Source organism: Actinacidiphila rubida (assembly GCF_900110255.1).
Lineage (GTDB): Bacteria > Actinomycetota > Actinomycetes > Streptomycetales > Streptomycetaceae > Actinacidiphila > Actinacidiphila rubida.
In genome coordinates this window covers 102,644-116,483 of sequence record NZ_FODD01000009.1, presented here as the reverse complement: position 1 = coordinate 116,483, position 13,840 = coordinate 102,644, and the positions used below count along the sequence as shown (strand labels likewise).

Below are 13,840 nucleotides of genomic sequence, written 5' to 3'. Positions count from 1 at the left end.
ACCAGTCCCACCCCGACTGTCAAGACAGAACGTTCTCTCTAGCGACGGCGCCGCGATCTCACGCACAGCCGCGGAGGTGGTGGGCGGGACGAACGAGCCCGAACGAGCCTCAGCCCAGTTCGCGGTCGAGGTTGAAGGCCGCGCTGATCAGTGCGAGATGGGTGAACGCCTGCGGGAAGTTGCCCAGTTGCTCGCCGGCGTGGCTGATCTCCTCGGCGTACAGGCCCAGGTGGTTGGCGTAGGTGAGCATCTTCTCGAATGCCAGCCGGGCGTCGTCGAGCCGCCCGGCCCGGGTCAGCGCCTCGACGTACCAGAACGAGCAGATCGAGAACGTGCCCTCCTCGCCGCCGACACCGTCACGGCTGGCCAGCGGGTCGTAGCGGTGGACGAGCGAGTCCGAGACCAGTTGCTCGGTCAGCGCATCCAGCGTGGACAGCCACTTGGGATCGGTGGGGGCGATGAACTTCGTCATCGGCATCATCAGCACCGCGGCGTCGAGCACGTCGTCGTCCTCGTGCTGCACGAACGCCTGCCGGTGGACGGACCAGCCCTTGTCCATGATGCGGTGGTAGATCGCGTCCCTCTGCCGGCCCCACCGGTTGACGTCGGCGGGCAGGCCGCGGCGCCGCGCGATCCGCATCGCCCGCTCGATCGCCACCCAGCACATCAGCCGCGAGTACAGGAAGTTGCGGCGGCCGCCCCGCGTCTCCCACACGCCCTCGTCCGGGCGGTCCCAGTGCTCGCACACCCAGTCGACCAGGGCGCAGACGGCCTCCCAGTGGTCGCTGGAAATCGGCCGGCCCCACTTGTCGTACAGGTAGATCGAGTCGATCAGCGCCCCGTAGATGTCCAGTTGCAGCTGTTCGGCCGCGCCGTTGCCGACCCGGACCGGAGCCGATCCGCGGTACCCCTCCAGATGGGCGAGTTCGCGCTCCGGCAGGTCGGTGCGGCCGTCGATGCCGTACATGATCTGCAGCGGGCCGGACGGGCCGATCGTGCCCTGCCGGACGCGTTCGGTCAGGAAGCCCATGAACGCTTCGGCCTCACTGGTGAATCCCAGGCGCAGCAGCGCGTAGACGCAGAACGCGGCGTCGCGCACCCACAGGTAGCGGTAGTCCCAGTTGCGGTTGCCGCCGATCCGCTCGGGCAGGCTGGTGGTCGGTGCGGCCACCATCGCGCCGGTCGGCGCGTACGTGAGGAGCTTGAGGGTGAGCGCCGAGCGGTGGACCATCTCGCGCCAGCGGCCGCGATAGCGCGACTGGCCGACCCAGCGCCGCCAGAACGCCACGGTCTCGGTGAACAGGTCCTCGGCCTGGCCCAGCGAGCACATCGGCCGCGGGATCCGCCCGTCGAGGCAGTCCAGCACGAACACCGCGGTCTGTCCCTGGTCGAGGGTGAAGCGCGCGCTCGCGTCCTGCCCGTCGTCCTCCAGGGCGACGGAGGAGGACAGGGCCAGTGACAGCTCGCCGGAATCGAAGAGCACTCCGTTGGCGATCGGCCGGAGGGCGTGCGGGACAGCCCCGTAGCCGAAGCGGGGCGCGATCGCGGCCCTGAACGTCATGGTCCCGCGCACGCACAGGACCCGCCGGATCAGCCGGTGTCCCACGGCCTCCGCCGCCGGGCCGGCGTCCGTGGCCACCGGCATGAAGTCCTGGATCTCGCTGACGCCCTCCTCGGTGAGCATCCGGGTGATCAGGACGTTGGTGTCGGGGAAGTAGAACTGCTTGGTCGTCGCCGGGCCCGTCGCGGCCAGCTCGAACCGGCCGCCCCGGTCGGCGTCCAGGACCGCCCCGAACACGCTCGGGGAGTCGAACGACGGGCAGCAGTACCAGTCGATCGTCCCGTCCGTGCCGACCAGCGCGACCGTGCGCAGGTCGCCGATCAGCCCGTGCTCGGCGATCGGCAGGTAGCGGCAGCCGTCGCGCGCGCTGCCGGGCGCGCCTGCGGACCCCATGTCCACCACTGTAGGCAGGGAGACGGAGGGATTCCTCCGCAGGGAGATCCGGCCGTCGTCGGGCTGACCGCCGTGGCCTGCCCACGGGCGGCCGGCAGGTCACGACCCCCGGGCGGCGGACGTGCGCGCGCCACCGGGTCACCGCACCCGAGGCCCGCCCCCGGGCGAGCGGCGTCCCTCAGCCCTGCACCGTCGGCCTGACGGTGATGTCCCCGATCTCGACGTCGTCGGGTTGCTCGATCGCGAAGGCGATGGCCCGTGCCACCGCGCCGGGATCGAGGGCGAACTCCCGCATCCCCTTCTCGACGGCGGCGCGGGCCTCCGGATCGTCGATCGAGCCGGCCAGTTCGGTGCGCACGTAACCGGGCGAGACGGACGTGGTGCGGATGACACCGTCCGTCGACTCCTGGCGGAGCCCTTCCAGCAGGGTGCGCACCGCGTTCTTCGTGGCCGCGTACACCGCCTGCCCCGGCACGATCTTCAGCCCCGCCGTGGACACGGTGGTCACGAAGTGCCCGCGGCCCTGACTGCGGAAGACGGGCAGGGCCGCGGCGACGCCGTGCAGGACGCCGCGGAGGTTCACGTCGATCATGGCCGACCAGCCGTCCAGGTCGGTGTCCGCCATGGGTCCGATCTTGCTGATGCCGGCGTTGCTCACCAGTACGTCGAGCCGGCCGTGCTCGGTGACCGCCTGCTCCACCAGCCGGTGGAGGTCCTCGCGGCGGGTGACGTCGGTGACGCACACGGACGCTCGGCCACCGCGCTCGCGCATACGGCCGGCCAGCGCGTCGAGCCGCTCCTTGCGGCGGGCGGCGAGGACGACGACCGCGCCGCGTTCGGCCAGAAGCTCGGCGGTGGCGGCGCCGATGCCACTCGCCGCTCCGGTGATCACGACGACCTTGCCGTGGATGCCAGACATCCGGGGCCCCTTCCCTAAGTGGACACGTGTCCGCTTACCACTATACGGACACGTGTCCACTTGCGGCAGAATGGGGATGTGAGCGGTACACAGCAACGTGCGGACGCCGCGGCCAACCGCGAACGGATCGTCGCCGCGGCCAGAGAGGTCGCATCGGGAACGGAGGAGTTCCGGCTGAACGCGGTCGCGAAGCGGGCGGGCGTGGGGCAGGGAACGCTCTACCGGCACTTCCCGACGCGCGACGACCTGCTGGCCGAGGTCTACCGGCAGGACGTCCTGGCGCTGACCGCCCACGCGGACGAGCTCCTCGGGCAGCATCCGCCGGCCGAGGCGCTGGCCCGGTGGCTGGACCGCGTGGCCGACTACGCACGGGTGAAACGCGGGGTCTTCGCGGCGGTGGAGGCAGGCGCCCGCACGCGGCTGGCGGACGACAGCCACGGACCCATAGGACAGGCACTGGCCGCCCTCCTCCATGCGGGTCAGGCAGACGGCACCATCCGCGCCGACGTGGACGCCCCCGGTGTCATCACCCTGATCGGCTACCTGTCCCGGCTCGACGAGGAGGACTGGGAGACCCGGGCACGCCCCCTCTTGGACGTGGTGCTGCACGGCCTCCTCACGCGCGATGCCCCGGTCCGCTCCTTCGGCCGGCAGCCGGGGCCACCGGCCCGTCCAGGAACCGGTCGTGGCACGGCGCCGTCCTGACCGGGCGGGGTCGGCGTGTCAACTCCCGGGCTATCGTGGGTGGATGGGGCTGATCTCGTTCGCTTGACGGGAGATCGGGGACAGATGTCGGTGCCGTCGGGACGCCGGAGACGGGCGCGTGGTGCCCCCGGGGAAGTGACCGTGGAGGATGCCGGTACTGCCCGTGCCGCCGGTGCCGCCGGTGCCGCCAGTGGTTCTGGTGCTGCCCGTGCTACCGGTGCCGTCGGTGCTGCCGGGCAGGGCGGGCCCTGGACATCGGCGCTCTCCGCGGGCGAGCTGACGGCGATCGGCTCGGTGGGGTTCGAGCCGGTGGGCCAGGTGATGGGGACGGCGGTCCTGCGGCTGGGGCGCGCGGGCAGGTACTGGGGCTACCACGACTGCCGGTTTCCCCGGCGGACTCAGCGGACTCCCGCCTCCCCCGGAACCGCCGTCCCGACGGTCCCGGTCGTCGTCTCGGGGGCGGGCGCGGCTTCGGCCACGGTGGTCGAGGTGTTCGACCGGGCCCGGCGGATCGTCCTGGAGCGGGTGTCGGCGGAGTGCCTGGCGGTCGGCGGTCACGGCGTGGTGGCCGCCGCGGTGACCACGGCTCCCCTGGCCGCCCAGCCCGACTGCCTGGAGTTCAAGGTCATCGGGACCGCCGTGCGGGCGCGGGGATCGCGGGTGCGCCTCACCACGCCGTTCACCTCGCACCTCGACGGCCACGGCTTCGCCAAGCTCCTCGCCGCCGGATGGGTTCCGGTCGAACTGCTGGTGGGCATGTCCATCGGCGTGCGGCACGACGACTCCTTCAGCCGGTCGCGGAAACTGTCCTCGCGCAACAGCGAGATCAGCGGCCTGAGCGACCTGGTCCGGGCGGTTCGCGCCGACGCGCGACGTCAGCTGCAACTGCACGGCGCCGAGCGGGGCGGGAACGGGCTGATCCTGGCCGACGGCGGCGCGGTGCGGGTGTGGAAGGAGATCTGCACGCGGTCGACCGGCGGCGACGACGAGCTGTCGTTCCACGACCACCTCGCGGAGACGACGTTGACGGGCAGCACCATCGCCCAGTTCGACGCCCCGCCGCCGAAGAAGAGGACCTTGCAGGTCCTGCCGCTGGGCGCCCGCGGCGGGGAACCACACAGCCGGCCCGCGGCGGCGGCCGGCTCGGACGGTCAGCGCCGACGGCGCGGCGTGCAGGGTGACCGGGGGGCGACATGACCAAGGCAGAGCCGGACGGGAACGATCTGGCCGCCGCCGCGATACGGCGGTTGACGGGGCTCAAGCCGGGCAACCCCCGGGCCATCTTCACCAGCGACCTGTCGGTGAACGAGTTCCTGCTCGTGCGGGAAGCGGGCTTCAGGCCGATCGGCATGGTCCTGGGGAGCTCGATCTACCACGTCGGCCTTCAGGTGGGCCGGTGGAGCAGGAACCAGGAGCTGACCACACTCAGCCAGGCGATGTACCACGCACGCGACTTGGCGATGACCCGGATGGAGGCGGAGGCGGCGGCACTGCGCGCCGACGGCATCGTCGGGGTCCGGCTGACGGTGGAGCCACGGGCGTTCGGCGAGGACGTGGCGGAGTTCCTCGCGATCGGGACAGCGGTCAAGGCCGGCACGCCGCCCCCCGGCGGCGGCCAGTGGCGCAACAGCAAAGGCAGACCGTTCACCTCCGACCTGTCGGGACAGGACTTCTGGACGCTGATCCAGGCCGGCTACGCCCCTCTCGGCATGGTGATGGGCACCTGCGTCTACCACATCGCACACCAGAAGATGAGCGCGGTCCTGCCCAGCCTCGGCAAGAACATCGAGATCGCGCAGTTCACCCAGGCGCTGTACGACGCGCGCGAACTGGCCATGGCGAGGATGCAGGCCGAAGCCGCGGAACTCCACGCGGAAGGGATCGTCGGCGTGCAACTCAACGCCCACAACCACCGCTGGGGCGGCCATACCACCGAGTTCTTCTCCATCGGCACCGCGATCCGCCCGCTGCGAGCCGACCATCACATCCAACGACCCACCATGGTGCTGAGCCTGGACGGATGAGCCCGAGAACGCACCGGCAGCGAGCCCGGCAACACGGCTGGTCCGAACGACGTCGCAGTATGCCTGACCGTCTGTACCAGGACACCCACTTCAACGCCGGTGGTGACGCCAGGGTCTGGATCCTCACCGACGACGTCCCGCAGCTGAGCAAATGCGACGACACCCCAGCTGCGGGTGGCGGGAGACGCTCACGAACCCGTTTCGCTCTCAGTCGATGCTGAACGCCTGATCGACTGTCAGCGTGTCTTCGTACAGGTGCATGCGGACGATCTCGCCGTCTTCCACCACCAGGTGCATCGCCGATGGGGTGGTGAACTCCTTGCCGCTGGATGCGACGGTGTGCGTGAAGATTCCCAGCAGCATCACGTCACCGCCGTCGACGATGATCCGCTCCAGCACGACCTTGCTCTTGCCGTCTACGAAGTGCGGCCACATCGTGGTGAAGTAAGGCGCGACATCCTCTCGGTGGGTACGGCGGCCCGTCCAGGGCAGTTGGTCATTGCCCGGCACGTGCCAGTCGATGTCTTCCGCGAACAGTTCCTGGACGCCGTCCTGGTCCTGCCTGCCGAGGCGCTCCACGAACTGCTCGGCCACGGCCCTTGAGGTCTGCGTGTCTGTTGCCATGGTGCTTGTCCTTGTCTTTGCGTACCGGTGGAGCTCGTTGAGATGTGTGAAGTCCTTCAGCGCCGGTCGACGTCGTCGAGCTGTCCCATCGGGCTCTCCCAATCCTGGAGGTAACCAATGCAGTTACATTGAAGAGCGAGAAAAAGTGCGTCCCGACCGGAGCACACTCAGACGGCCTTCAGCACGTCCCGCAGGATGTCCTCCAGCGTGGTCCTCGCCAACTCCCCGCGCAGCGTTCTCTCGATCTGGTCGTAGACGGCGGTCATGGCCGGCCCTATGCCGTGCCCCACGACGCACTCGGGGTCGGGGGGCGAGCGGTGCAGAGCGAAGATCGGCCCCGCAGCGATCGCGTCATGGACGTCGAGCAAGGTGATCGCCGCGAGGTCCCGGGAGAGCATCCAGCCCGCTCCCGCACCTCGCCGCGATTCAGCCAGGCCGGCCTTCCGCAGGTCGGCCAGCAGGCGTCGTATGACCACGGGGTTGGTGTTGACGCTCGTCGCGATCTGCTCGGAGGTGGCGACCTCGTGACCGCGGCGCTGATACAGCCCAATCCACGTCAGGGCATGCGCCGCAACGGTCATCCTGCTGTTGGCGCTCACCTCGGGCCTCGCCTCCTTGACTCCCTGGCCTGCCATCGACTTGTCGTAACCATAAACGTTACAACAACGTCCCGCAAGTCCCCGTCAGGGCGACGGGAGGCAGGGAAGCGCGCCTGGGGTGCGGGGATGCACCAGGGGCGCCCGTGCCGGTTCACAGGGCGGAGTCGAGCACGGGTGGCCCGGCGTACTGCGAGCCGGCCGGGAACAGGTCGCGCAACTGGGGGCGGTCGCTGTGCAGGTCGCACAGTTCCACGACCGTTCCCGACGGCCCGGCATTGAGCAGCGGTCGCCGGCCGACGGTCGCATGAGGGCCGAAACCCAAGGTCGTCAGTCGCTCGTTCTCCCGGGCGATGTCGTCGACCCAGTAGCCGATGTGGTGCACGCCTCCCCCCGGTGCGGCCGCCAGCGGCGTGCCGGGGATCGCCTCCCACAGTTCGACGGCGAACGGGCCACCCTCGGAGAAGGTCACGTGGCACTCGACCTCGTGGTCGGTGCCCTGCGCGTCGGTCAGCGTCAGCACGCGGACCCGAGTGGGGCGCCAGGACACCCCGAACACCTCGGCGAACTCCTTCTTCCCCTTCTCCAGGTCGTCGACGGCCACTCCGATGTGCCAGATCCTCTGATCCATTTCTCGCTCCCCTTCCTCGGCGGACAGTGCGCCCTCAACGCTACGCCATAAGTGGTCACTGTGTCCGCTTAGCTGTTACGGTCGCAGCATGACCACCTCCAGCCGGGCGATCCGCGCCGACGCGGCACGTAATGTCAGCGCCCTCCTCGCCGCCGCGACGGATGTCTTCAAGGAGCTGGGGGCGGATGCTCCCCTTGACGAGATCCCCAGGCGGGCAGGGGTGGGCCGGGCGACGATGTACCGCCGCTTCCCCACGCGCGAGCACCTGTTCGTCGCCATCCTCCGCTCGCAGGTGGACACCCTCGTCGAGGCCGCCGAAACCCGGATGGCCGCACCGGATCCTTGGCAGGCACTGCTGGAGTGGCTCAGCGCGTACGAGGAGGTCGGCGCCCAGTACCGCGGGATGAACGCCCGCATCAGCGCGGCGGTGCTGGAGGACAGTTCACCCATCGGAGAGCTCTGCACGCCGATGAAGACCGCGTTCGACGTACTGTTCCGGCGAGCCCAGGAGCTTGCGGGAGTGCGCCGCGACGTCTCCTCCGCCGACGTGCTCGCGATCGTCTCTGCGTTGCCGCGCGATCCGGACACGGGCCGGGCGAGAACCACCCATCTCACCGTGGTCCTCGACGGCCTCCGGTCAACCGCGAAGACGGCCGTACCGACCGCATGACGGAACCGCAACCACATCCGGGGCGAGCTGCGGAACCCGGAGCGATCAGGAAGAGGAGAGCCATGGACATCTCCATCATCGGAAGTGGCAGCATCGGTGGCACGCTGGCAGAGCAACTGGCCGGACGCGGCCACACGGTGACGATCGCCAACTCTCGGGGGCCCGCGTCCCTCGCGGAACTCGCGAACCGGACCGGCGCCACCGCGGCCGAGACGGCCGAGGCCGTCGGCCGCGCCCAGGTACTGATCGTCAGCGTGCCGTCGGGCGCACTGCCGGGACTCGGCCGCACGGTCGAAAAGCACCTGCCGGCCGGGGCCGTCGTCATCGACACCAGCAACTACGTGCCCGAGCTTCGGGACCAGCCCATCGCCGCGATCGACGACGGGCTCCCGGAGGGACTGTGGGTCGCGCGGCAGCTCAACCGGCCGATCATCAAAGCCTTGAACACCGTAGGCGCCGCCAGCCTCGCCTCCGGCGGCCGACCTCGGGGGGACTCCCGGCGGATAGCCGCTCCGGTGTCCGGCTCGGACGCGGCCGCCAAGCGGACCGTCATCGCGCTGCTCGACGAGATCGGCTTCGACGGATTCGACGCGGGCGACCTCGACAACTCCTGGCGGCAGGAACCCGGAACCCCGGTCTACACAGCGGATCTTCCGCTGGGTCAGGCGCGCAAGGCCATCGACGAGGCCATGCGGGGCGACACCGCAGCCTGGCGGGAGCGCATACGCAGCACCGCGAAGCGGCAGTAGCGGTCACGACCCGCTCATGCACCCACGCCGCACCCACGCGCAGCGCCGGCTGATGCGCAGCGGCCGTCGCCGGCCTGGCACATCCGCAAGAGCCGAGCGGGGGCCCGTTGCCGGGGAGGCTCGTTGTCGGGCCTCAGCCCCGCTCGAAGGTCGGCGACGTGTTGTGCCAGAGGTCGTCGCCGCTGAAAGGGTTGCCGGCCAGCTGCCCGTGAAAGGTGCGCACGAGGAATTCGACGATTCCGAGGTCGTACCGGATCCAGTTCGGGCCCGACTGCGGCAGGTGCCGGCGGATGACGATCGGCCAGGTGGCCGGATCGCCGACCGGGCTCCAGAAGGCGAAGTCGTCGTTGTGGTTGAAGCCCCACATGAGCAGGCCGCCGGGCTTCAGGTAAGCGGGATCGAGGCCCTCGTTCCCGTCGTCGAACTCGGACGACTCGGCAGAGGTCGGAAAGACACCCGTGCGCGTTCCGATCTCGGAGGCGGCGAGCGGGGGGAAGATGCTGAGGTACCGCGAGATCTCGCCCAGACCGTAGGTCCCGGCCAGCCACAGGTAGTCGGCGGGAAGTGCGCTGCCGTAGCCCTGCTCGATCTCCTCCCGGCTCGGGAGAGGCCACTTCTCCGCCGGCGGCTGGAGGAGCCGCAGCAGTTCTGCCTTCGACGACACGGAAACCCCTCTGACGGGACGGTGAACGCTCGCGCGATGCTACTCAACGGGGATCAACGGGAGGGGCGGGGAACAGCGGTGTCGGGCTGGACGGCGCGGACGATTCCTGCTGAGGGCCGGCGCCGTGCGCGCGGGGCTCGCGGCGCACTCGACGTCCGCCCCTGATCAGCGGTGACGTAACCTGGGCCGCCGCGAGGACCGTTCACCCGAGGAGCCGCCCCATGACGTCCGCCCCCGCTCCGCGCTTCCCGCGCGGCTTCCGGTTCGGCGCCGCCACCGCCGCGTACCAGATCGAGGGCGCCGCCCGCGAGGACGGCCGCGGTGTCAGCATCTGGGACACCTACTCCCACACCCCCGGCGCCACCGCGGAGGGCGCCACCGGCGACGTCGCCTGCGACCACTACCACCGCTACCGGGAGGACGTGGCCCTCCTGCGCGAACTCGGCGCCGACACCTACCGCTTCTCCATCGCCTGGCCGCGGATCGTCCCCGAGGGCACCGGCCGGATCAACCCCGCCGGCCTCGACTTCTACGACCGCCTCGTCGACGAACTCCTCGCCGCCGGCATCGAACCGGCCCCCACGCTCTACCACTGGGACCTGCCCCAGCCCCTGGAGGATCTCGGCGGCTGGCGAGTCCGCGGCACCGCCGAGGCCTTCGCCGAGTACGCGGCCGTCGTCGCCGAACGCCTCGCCGACCGCGCCGGACGCTGGATGACCCTCAACGAGCCGTTCTGCACCGCGTTCGTCGGCCACGCCATCGGCCGCCACGCCCCCGGTACCCGCGAAGGACACGGCGCTCTCGCCGTCGTGCACCACCTGCTCGTCGGACACGGCCTGGCCGTCGACGCCCTCCGCGCCGCCGGCGCCCGCGAGGTCGGCATCGCCCTCAACCCCGACCGGCTCCTGCCCGCCACCGACTCCCCGGCGGACGCCGAAGCGGTGGCGCGCGCCGAGATCCTCCACAACCGCTGCTGGTTCGACCCCCTCTTCCTCGGCCGCTATCCCGAAGGCGAGAAGGAGGTCTGGGGCGACATCAGCGACTTCTCCTTCCGCCGTGACGGCGACCTGCAACTCGCCTCCCGCCCGCTGGACTTCTGCGGCGTCAACTACTACCGGCCCATCACCGTGGCCGACGCCCCCTGGCGCGACGCCGATCCGGCACGGCGGACCGCCGTCGACATCCGGGCCCAGGAGGCATGGGGCGACGACTCCGCCCGCCGCACCACCATGGGCTGGCCCGTGGTCCCCTCCTCCTTCCGCGACCTGCTCGTCGACCTCACCCGCCGCTACCCCGGCCTGCCGCCCCTCGTGATCACCGAGAACGGCTCCGCCGAAGCCGACGTCGCGGAAGCCGACGGCACCGTCCACGACGCCGACCGCGTCGACTACCTCCGCGACCACCTCGACGCCCTCGCCCAAGCGGTCGCCGAAGGCGTCGACGTCCGCGCCTACTACGTCTGGTCCCTGCTCGACAACTTCGAGTGGGCCTTCGGCTACGACCGCCGCTTCGGCATCGTCCGCGTCGACTACGACACGCTCCAGCGCACTCCCAAGGACAGCTACCGCTGGTACCGGGACTTCATCGCGGCGGAACGGGCCGCTCACACCGACCGCCACCCCATCTGAGCCGTGCCGTGAACGGGCCCGCGGGCTTGGCACGTGCAGGCCCGCGGGCGGATCGGTAGCCGGCCCAGCCGCCGAGAAGGAAGGACGGCCGCCGACCGTCGCCGGCCGGCCGGCCGTCGAACTGACACAGACCGGTTCGGCCGGCTCCCTCACGCTCGACGTCGTGACGACCGGACCCGCCGTCGTGGTCGAGGCCGTGCAGAAGGCGGACGGCGCCCCGACCACCACCACGACGTTCGCTGAACTGGGCCGACCCGTGCATCCCAAGGCCCCCGCCGACGCCCTCTGACGAGCCCGGACGACGCAGGACCGGCACTCGGACGTCGCTCCGATCCTGGATTCTGGAATGGCACGTATGGAAACATCTGGCCGCACAAGCTGTCGGAGCAGCAGAGGTAGGGAATGGACGGGAGCGCGTTCGGGCAGTTGCTGCGGGCGGCGCGGCAGCGCACCCTGCACACACTGGAAAGCCTCGCCGAGGCATCCGGTGTGAGCGTGCGCGCCATCAGCGACATGGAACGGGGAAAGAGCCTGCCGCGCCAGGCGACTCTCGGCGACCTGATGGACGCGCTGGAACTCGACGAGGACGAGCGGCGGCGGCTCGTGCAGGCGTCGGCTCGGCGCACCTCGCAGGTCCCGCAGCAGCTGCCGCCCGACCTGGCGGCTTTCCGCGGCCGCGAGGACGTGCTGAAGTCCGTCCACGCGTACACCGACCAGGGCGCCGCGAACGGTGGCCACGTCGTGATCTCCGCCATCGGCGGCATGGCCGGTGTCGGCAAGACGGCACTCGCCGTCCACTGGGCGCACCGGGTCGCCGACCGGTTCCCCCACGGCCAGCTGTATGTGAACCTGCGGGGATTCGAGCATCCGGGCCAGCCGCTCGATCCGGGTGAGGCCCTCGGAGGGTTCCTGCGGGCCCTGGGGGTTCCCAGCAGCGACATCCCGGCCGGCACCGACGACCGCAGCGCTCTGTTCCGCGAGCGGACCGCCTCCTCCCGGCTGATCGTCGTCCTGGACAACGCGCAGACCGCGGAGCAGGTGAGGCCCCTGCTGCCGGCTTCCAAGGGGTGCCTGACCATCGTCACCTCGCGCAACCAGCTCTCCGGCCTGGCCGCGACCGAAGGCGCCTCACTCGTCAGCCTGGACGTGCGGACCGAGGCCGAGGCTCTCGCCGCGCTGGCCGCGAGGATCGGTGACGAGCGCTGCGGCAGCGAGCCCGAGAGCGCCGCCGACCTGGTCGCGCTGTGCGGATACCTGCCGCTGGCGATCGCCGTCGTCGGCGTCCAGCTCGCCGCGGAAGCCCGGATGCCGCTGCGCGCCGCCGTCCGTGAACTGCGGCAGGCCCAGCCTCGGCTGGACGCGCTCGCGTCCCAGGACCAGCGGGTCGACGTCCGCGCGGTCTTCTCACGCTCGTACCGGGCGCTCACGCCGGGGACCGCGCGGTTCTTCCGGCACCTGGCCCTCCACCCGGGGCCGGCCGTGTCCGCCGAGGCCGCGGCGTCCCTCGCGGACGTCGGCCTGCCGCAGGCCCGACGGCACTTGCGTGAACTCACCTCGGCCAGTCTCCTGTCCCGGGACGCGCACGGCCGCTACGTGCTGCACGATCTGGTCCGCGCGTACGGCACCGAACTCGTCGGCCAGGAGGCCGACGACCGCCTCGCCGCCGAGGCCCGCCTGCTGGACTACCTCCGGCACAACGCCTGCACCGTCAACCGGTTCATCGCGCAGGACCCGTACCAGCTTCCCCGCGATCCGTTGCCGGGAGTGGTGCACGTGGCGATGGACAGCCGCGAGGAGGGGCTCGCCTGGTACCGCCAGGAGGAAGCGACGGCTGTGGCGGCCCTGCGCTCGATGGACAGCCCGGAGCTGATTCGCCACCGCATCGACGTCACGCTCGAATGGGTGAGCTACACCATGGTCGCGGGCCGATGGTCGGAGGAGATCACCGTCACGCGCATGGCGCTCGACTCCTCTCTCGTGCTCGACGACCCCGTCGCCATCGTCAGGAGTTGCCACAACCTGGCCCGCGCGCTGGTCGAGACGGGACGTCCTGACGAGGCCGACGAGCCGCTCGATCTGATGACGCGGCACCTGCACCGGCTGGTTCCGGAGCAACAGGCGCGTGCTGAGCGGAACCTGGCCTGGTTCCGGACTCGCCAGGGCCGCCACGGCGAGTCCCTTCTGCACACGCGCCGGGCCCTGGCCCTCGCCGAAGCGCTCGGGAACCGCGAGGAGATCGGGCGTGTTCTCACGCACCAGAGCTGGTGCCTTGCCCTGCTCGGCCACTACGACGAGGCCATGGCCCGGTCCGAGGAGACGCTGTCCGTCCTCCGCGAGGTCGGGGACCAGCGCAACGAGGCGGCGGTCTGGGACACCATCGGCTACGTGCGGCAGCGCATGGGCGAGCTGGACGGTGCTGTCGTCGGCTACCGGAAGGCGCTGGGCATCTTCGAGGAGCTCCAGGACGACTACATGCGGGCCGAGGTGCTGGACAACCTGGCGTCCGCCCACCTGGAACTCGGGGAGACCGGACACGCCAGGGCGAGCTGGACACGGGCCGCCGACCTGTTCGACACCCTCCGTGTCGCGCGCGCCGCCGAGATGCGCGCCAAGGCGGAGGCGCTGCCGCGCGATGACGCCCCGTGACATCGGGCGTGGCCGCAGGGCGAGTTCGCC

General features: G+C 70.8%; 14 protein-coding genes. 8 read left to right on the top strand and 6 right to left on the bottom strand.

What is annotated here, in order from left to right; genetic code table 11:
• Positions 1-109: 109 nt before the first annotated feature.
• Together BMW99_RS11450 and BMW99_RS11445 are read right to left on the bottom strand one after the other, a co-directional pair.
• On the bottom strand, positions 110-1,954 hold the full coding sequence (locus BMW99_RS11450) for a glycoside hydrolase family 15 protein (RefSeq protein ID WP_069463056.1): 1,845 nt from the start codon (positions 1,952-1,954) through the stop codon (positions 110-112).
• Between the two features lie 178 nt (positions 1,955-2,132).
• On the bottom strand, positions 2,133-2,873 hold the full coding sequence (locus BMW99_RS11445; RefSeq protein WP_069463055.1) for an SDR family oxidoreductase: 741 nt from the start codon (positions 2,871-2,873) through the stop codon (positions 2,133-2,135).
• A gap of 78 nt (positions 2,874-2,951) precedes the next feature.
• Here BMW99_RS11445 and BMW99_RS11440 point away from each other — a divergent pair, with 78 nt between their 5' ends.
• The 3 genes from BMW99_RS11440 (at position 2,952) to BMW99_RS11425 (ending at position 5,602) form a co-directional block, all read left to right on the top strand.
• Positions 2,952-3,578, top strand: coding sequence for a TetR/AcrR family transcriptional regulator (locus BMW99_RS11440; protein ID WP_069463054.1), 627 nt, complete (start codon positions 2,952-2,954; stop codon positions 3,576-3,578).
• Positions 3,579-3,872: 294 nt separating this feature from the next.
• Positions 3,873-4,775, top strand: coding sequence for a hypothetical protein (locus BMW99_RS11430; protein ID WP_069463053.1), 903 nt, complete (start codon positions 3,873-3,875; stop codon positions 4,773-4,775).
• Positions 4,772-5,602: a heavy metal-binding domain-containing protein gene (locus tag BMW99_RS11425; RefSeq protein WP_107451527.1), complete on the top strand. Its 831-nt coding sequence runs from the start codon at positions 4,772-4,774 to the stop codon at positions 5,600-5,602. The genes BMW99_RS11430 and BMW99_RS11425 overlap by 4 nt, the downstream gene beginning before the upstream one ends.
• Positions 5,603-5,809: 207 nt before the next feature.
• On the opposite strand, the gene BMW99_RS11420 is transcribed toward BMW99_RS11425, so the two are convergent.
• From BMW99_RS11420 to BMW99_RS11410, 3 genes are all read right to left on the bottom strand, one after another.
• Entirely contained in the window at positions 5,810-6,226 is a 417-nt protein-coding gene (locus BMW99_RS11420; RefSeq protein WP_069463052.1) for a nuclear transport factor 2 family protein, read from the bottom strand.
• 167 nt (positions 6,227-6,393) lie between these two features.
• A complete protein-coding gene (locus tag BMW99_RS11415; protein WP_069463051.1) occupies positions 6,394-6,825 on the bottom strand; it encodes an Rrf2 family transcriptional regulator in 432 nt (143 codons plus the stop codon).
• A 151-nt stretch (positions 6,826-6,976) separates the two neighbouring features.
• The gene (locus BMW99_RS11410; RefSeq protein WP_069463050.1) at positions 6,977-7,453 is read right to left on the bottom strand and encodes a VOC family protein; all 477 of its coding nucleotides are present in this window, start codon (positions 7,451-7,453) and stop codon (positions 6,977-6,979) included.
• Positions 7,454-7,541: 88 nt separating this feature from the next.
• On the opposite strand from BMW99_RS11410, the gene BMW99_RS11405 reads away from it, so the two are divergent.
• Positions 7,542-8,123 carry a TetR/AcrR family transcriptional regulator gene (locus BMW99_RS11405; RefSeq protein WP_069463049.1) on the top strand — a complete coding sequence of 194 codons (582 nt, stop codon included), beginning with the start codon at positions 7,542-7,544 and terminating at the stop codon, positions 8,121-8,123.
• The gene (locus BMW99_RS11400; RefSeq protein WP_079138332.1) at positions 8,120-8,872 is read left to right on the top strand and encodes an NADPH-dependent F420 reductase; all 753 of its coding nucleotides are present in this window, start codon (positions 8,120-8,122) and stop codon (positions 8,870-8,872) included. Before BMW99_RS11405 ends, BMW99_RS11400 begins: the two co-directional genes overlap by 4 nt.
• A 133-nt stretch (positions 8,873-9,005) precedes the next feature.
• Here the strand turns inward: BMW99_RS11400 and BMW99_RS11395 are convergent, their stop codons facing one another.
• The gene (locus BMW99_RS11395) at positions 9,006-9,536 is read right to left on the bottom strand and encodes a hypothetical protein (protein ID WP_069463047.1); all 531 of its coding nucleotides are present in this window, start codon (positions 9,534-9,536) and stop codon (positions 9,006-9,008) included.
• Positions 9,537-9,757: 221 nt separating this feature from the next.
• Between BMW99_RS11395 and BMW99_RS11390 the strand changes: the two genes are divergently transcribed.
• The 3 genes from BMW99_RS11390 to BMW99_RS11385 all read left to right on the top strand — a co-directional run bounded on the left by BMW99_RS11390 (position 9,758) and on the right by BMW99_RS11385 (position 13,810).
• On the top strand, positions 9,758-11,164 hold the full coding sequence (locus tag BMW99_RS11390; RefSeq protein WP_075016731.1) for a GH1 family beta-glucosidase: 1,407 nt from the start codon (positions 9,758-9,760) through the stop codon (positions 11,162-11,164).
• 163 nt (positions 11,165-11,327) lie between these two features.
• Positions 11,328-11,453, top strand: coding sequence for a hypothetical protein (locus BMW99_RS42645; protein WP_256090275.1), 126 nt, complete (start codon positions 11,328-11,330; stop codon positions 11,451-11,453).
• A 113-nt stretch (positions 11,454-11,566) separates the two neighbouring features.
• A complete protein-coding gene (locus BMW99_RS11385) occupies positions 11,567-13,810 on the top strand; it encodes an ATP-binding protein (RefSeq protein WP_069463765.1) in 2,244 nt (747 codons plus the stop codon).
• Positions 13,811-13,840 lie beyond the last annotated feature (30 nt).

Bases quoted from the DNA above. Each gene is read 5' to 3' on its own strand.
- BMW99_RS11420 (WP_069463052.1), bottom strand. From the start codon at position 6,226: ATGGCAACAGACACGCAGACCTCAAGGGCCGTGGCCGAGCAGTTCGTG.
- BMW99_RS11410 (WP_069463050.1), bottom strand. From the start codon at position 7,453: ATGGATCAGAGGATCTGGCACATCGGAGTGGCCGTCGACGACCTGGAG.
- BMW99_RS11385 (WP_069463765.1), top strand. From the start codon at position 11,567: ATGGACGGGAGCGCGTTCGGGCAGTTGCTGCGGGCGGCGCGGCAGCGC.
- BMW99_RS11450 (WP_069463056.1), bottom strand. From the start codon at position 1,954: ATGGGGTCCGCAGGCGCGCCCGGCAGCGCGCGCGACGGCTGCCGCTAC.
- BMW99_RS11400 (WP_079138332.1), top strand. From the start codon at position 8,120: ATGACGGAACCGCAACCACATCCGGGGCGAGCTGCGGAACCCGGAGCG.
- BMW99_RS11405 (WP_069463049.1), top strand. From the start codon at position 7,542: ATGACCACCTCCAGCCGGGCGATCCGCGCCGACGCGGCACGTAATGTC.
- BMW99_RS11445 (WP_069463055.1), bottom strand. From the start codon at position 2,873: ATGTCTGGCATCCACGGCAAGGTCGTCGTGATCACCGGAGCGGCGAGT.
- BMW99_RS11390 (WP_075016731.1), top strand. From the start codon at position 9,758: ATGACGTCCGCCCCCGCTCCGCGCTTCCCGCGCGGCTTCCGGTTCGGC.
- BMW99_RS11425 (WP_107451527.1), top strand. From the start codon at position 4,772: ATGACCAAGGCAGAGCCGGACGGGAACGATCTGGCCGCCGCCGCGATA.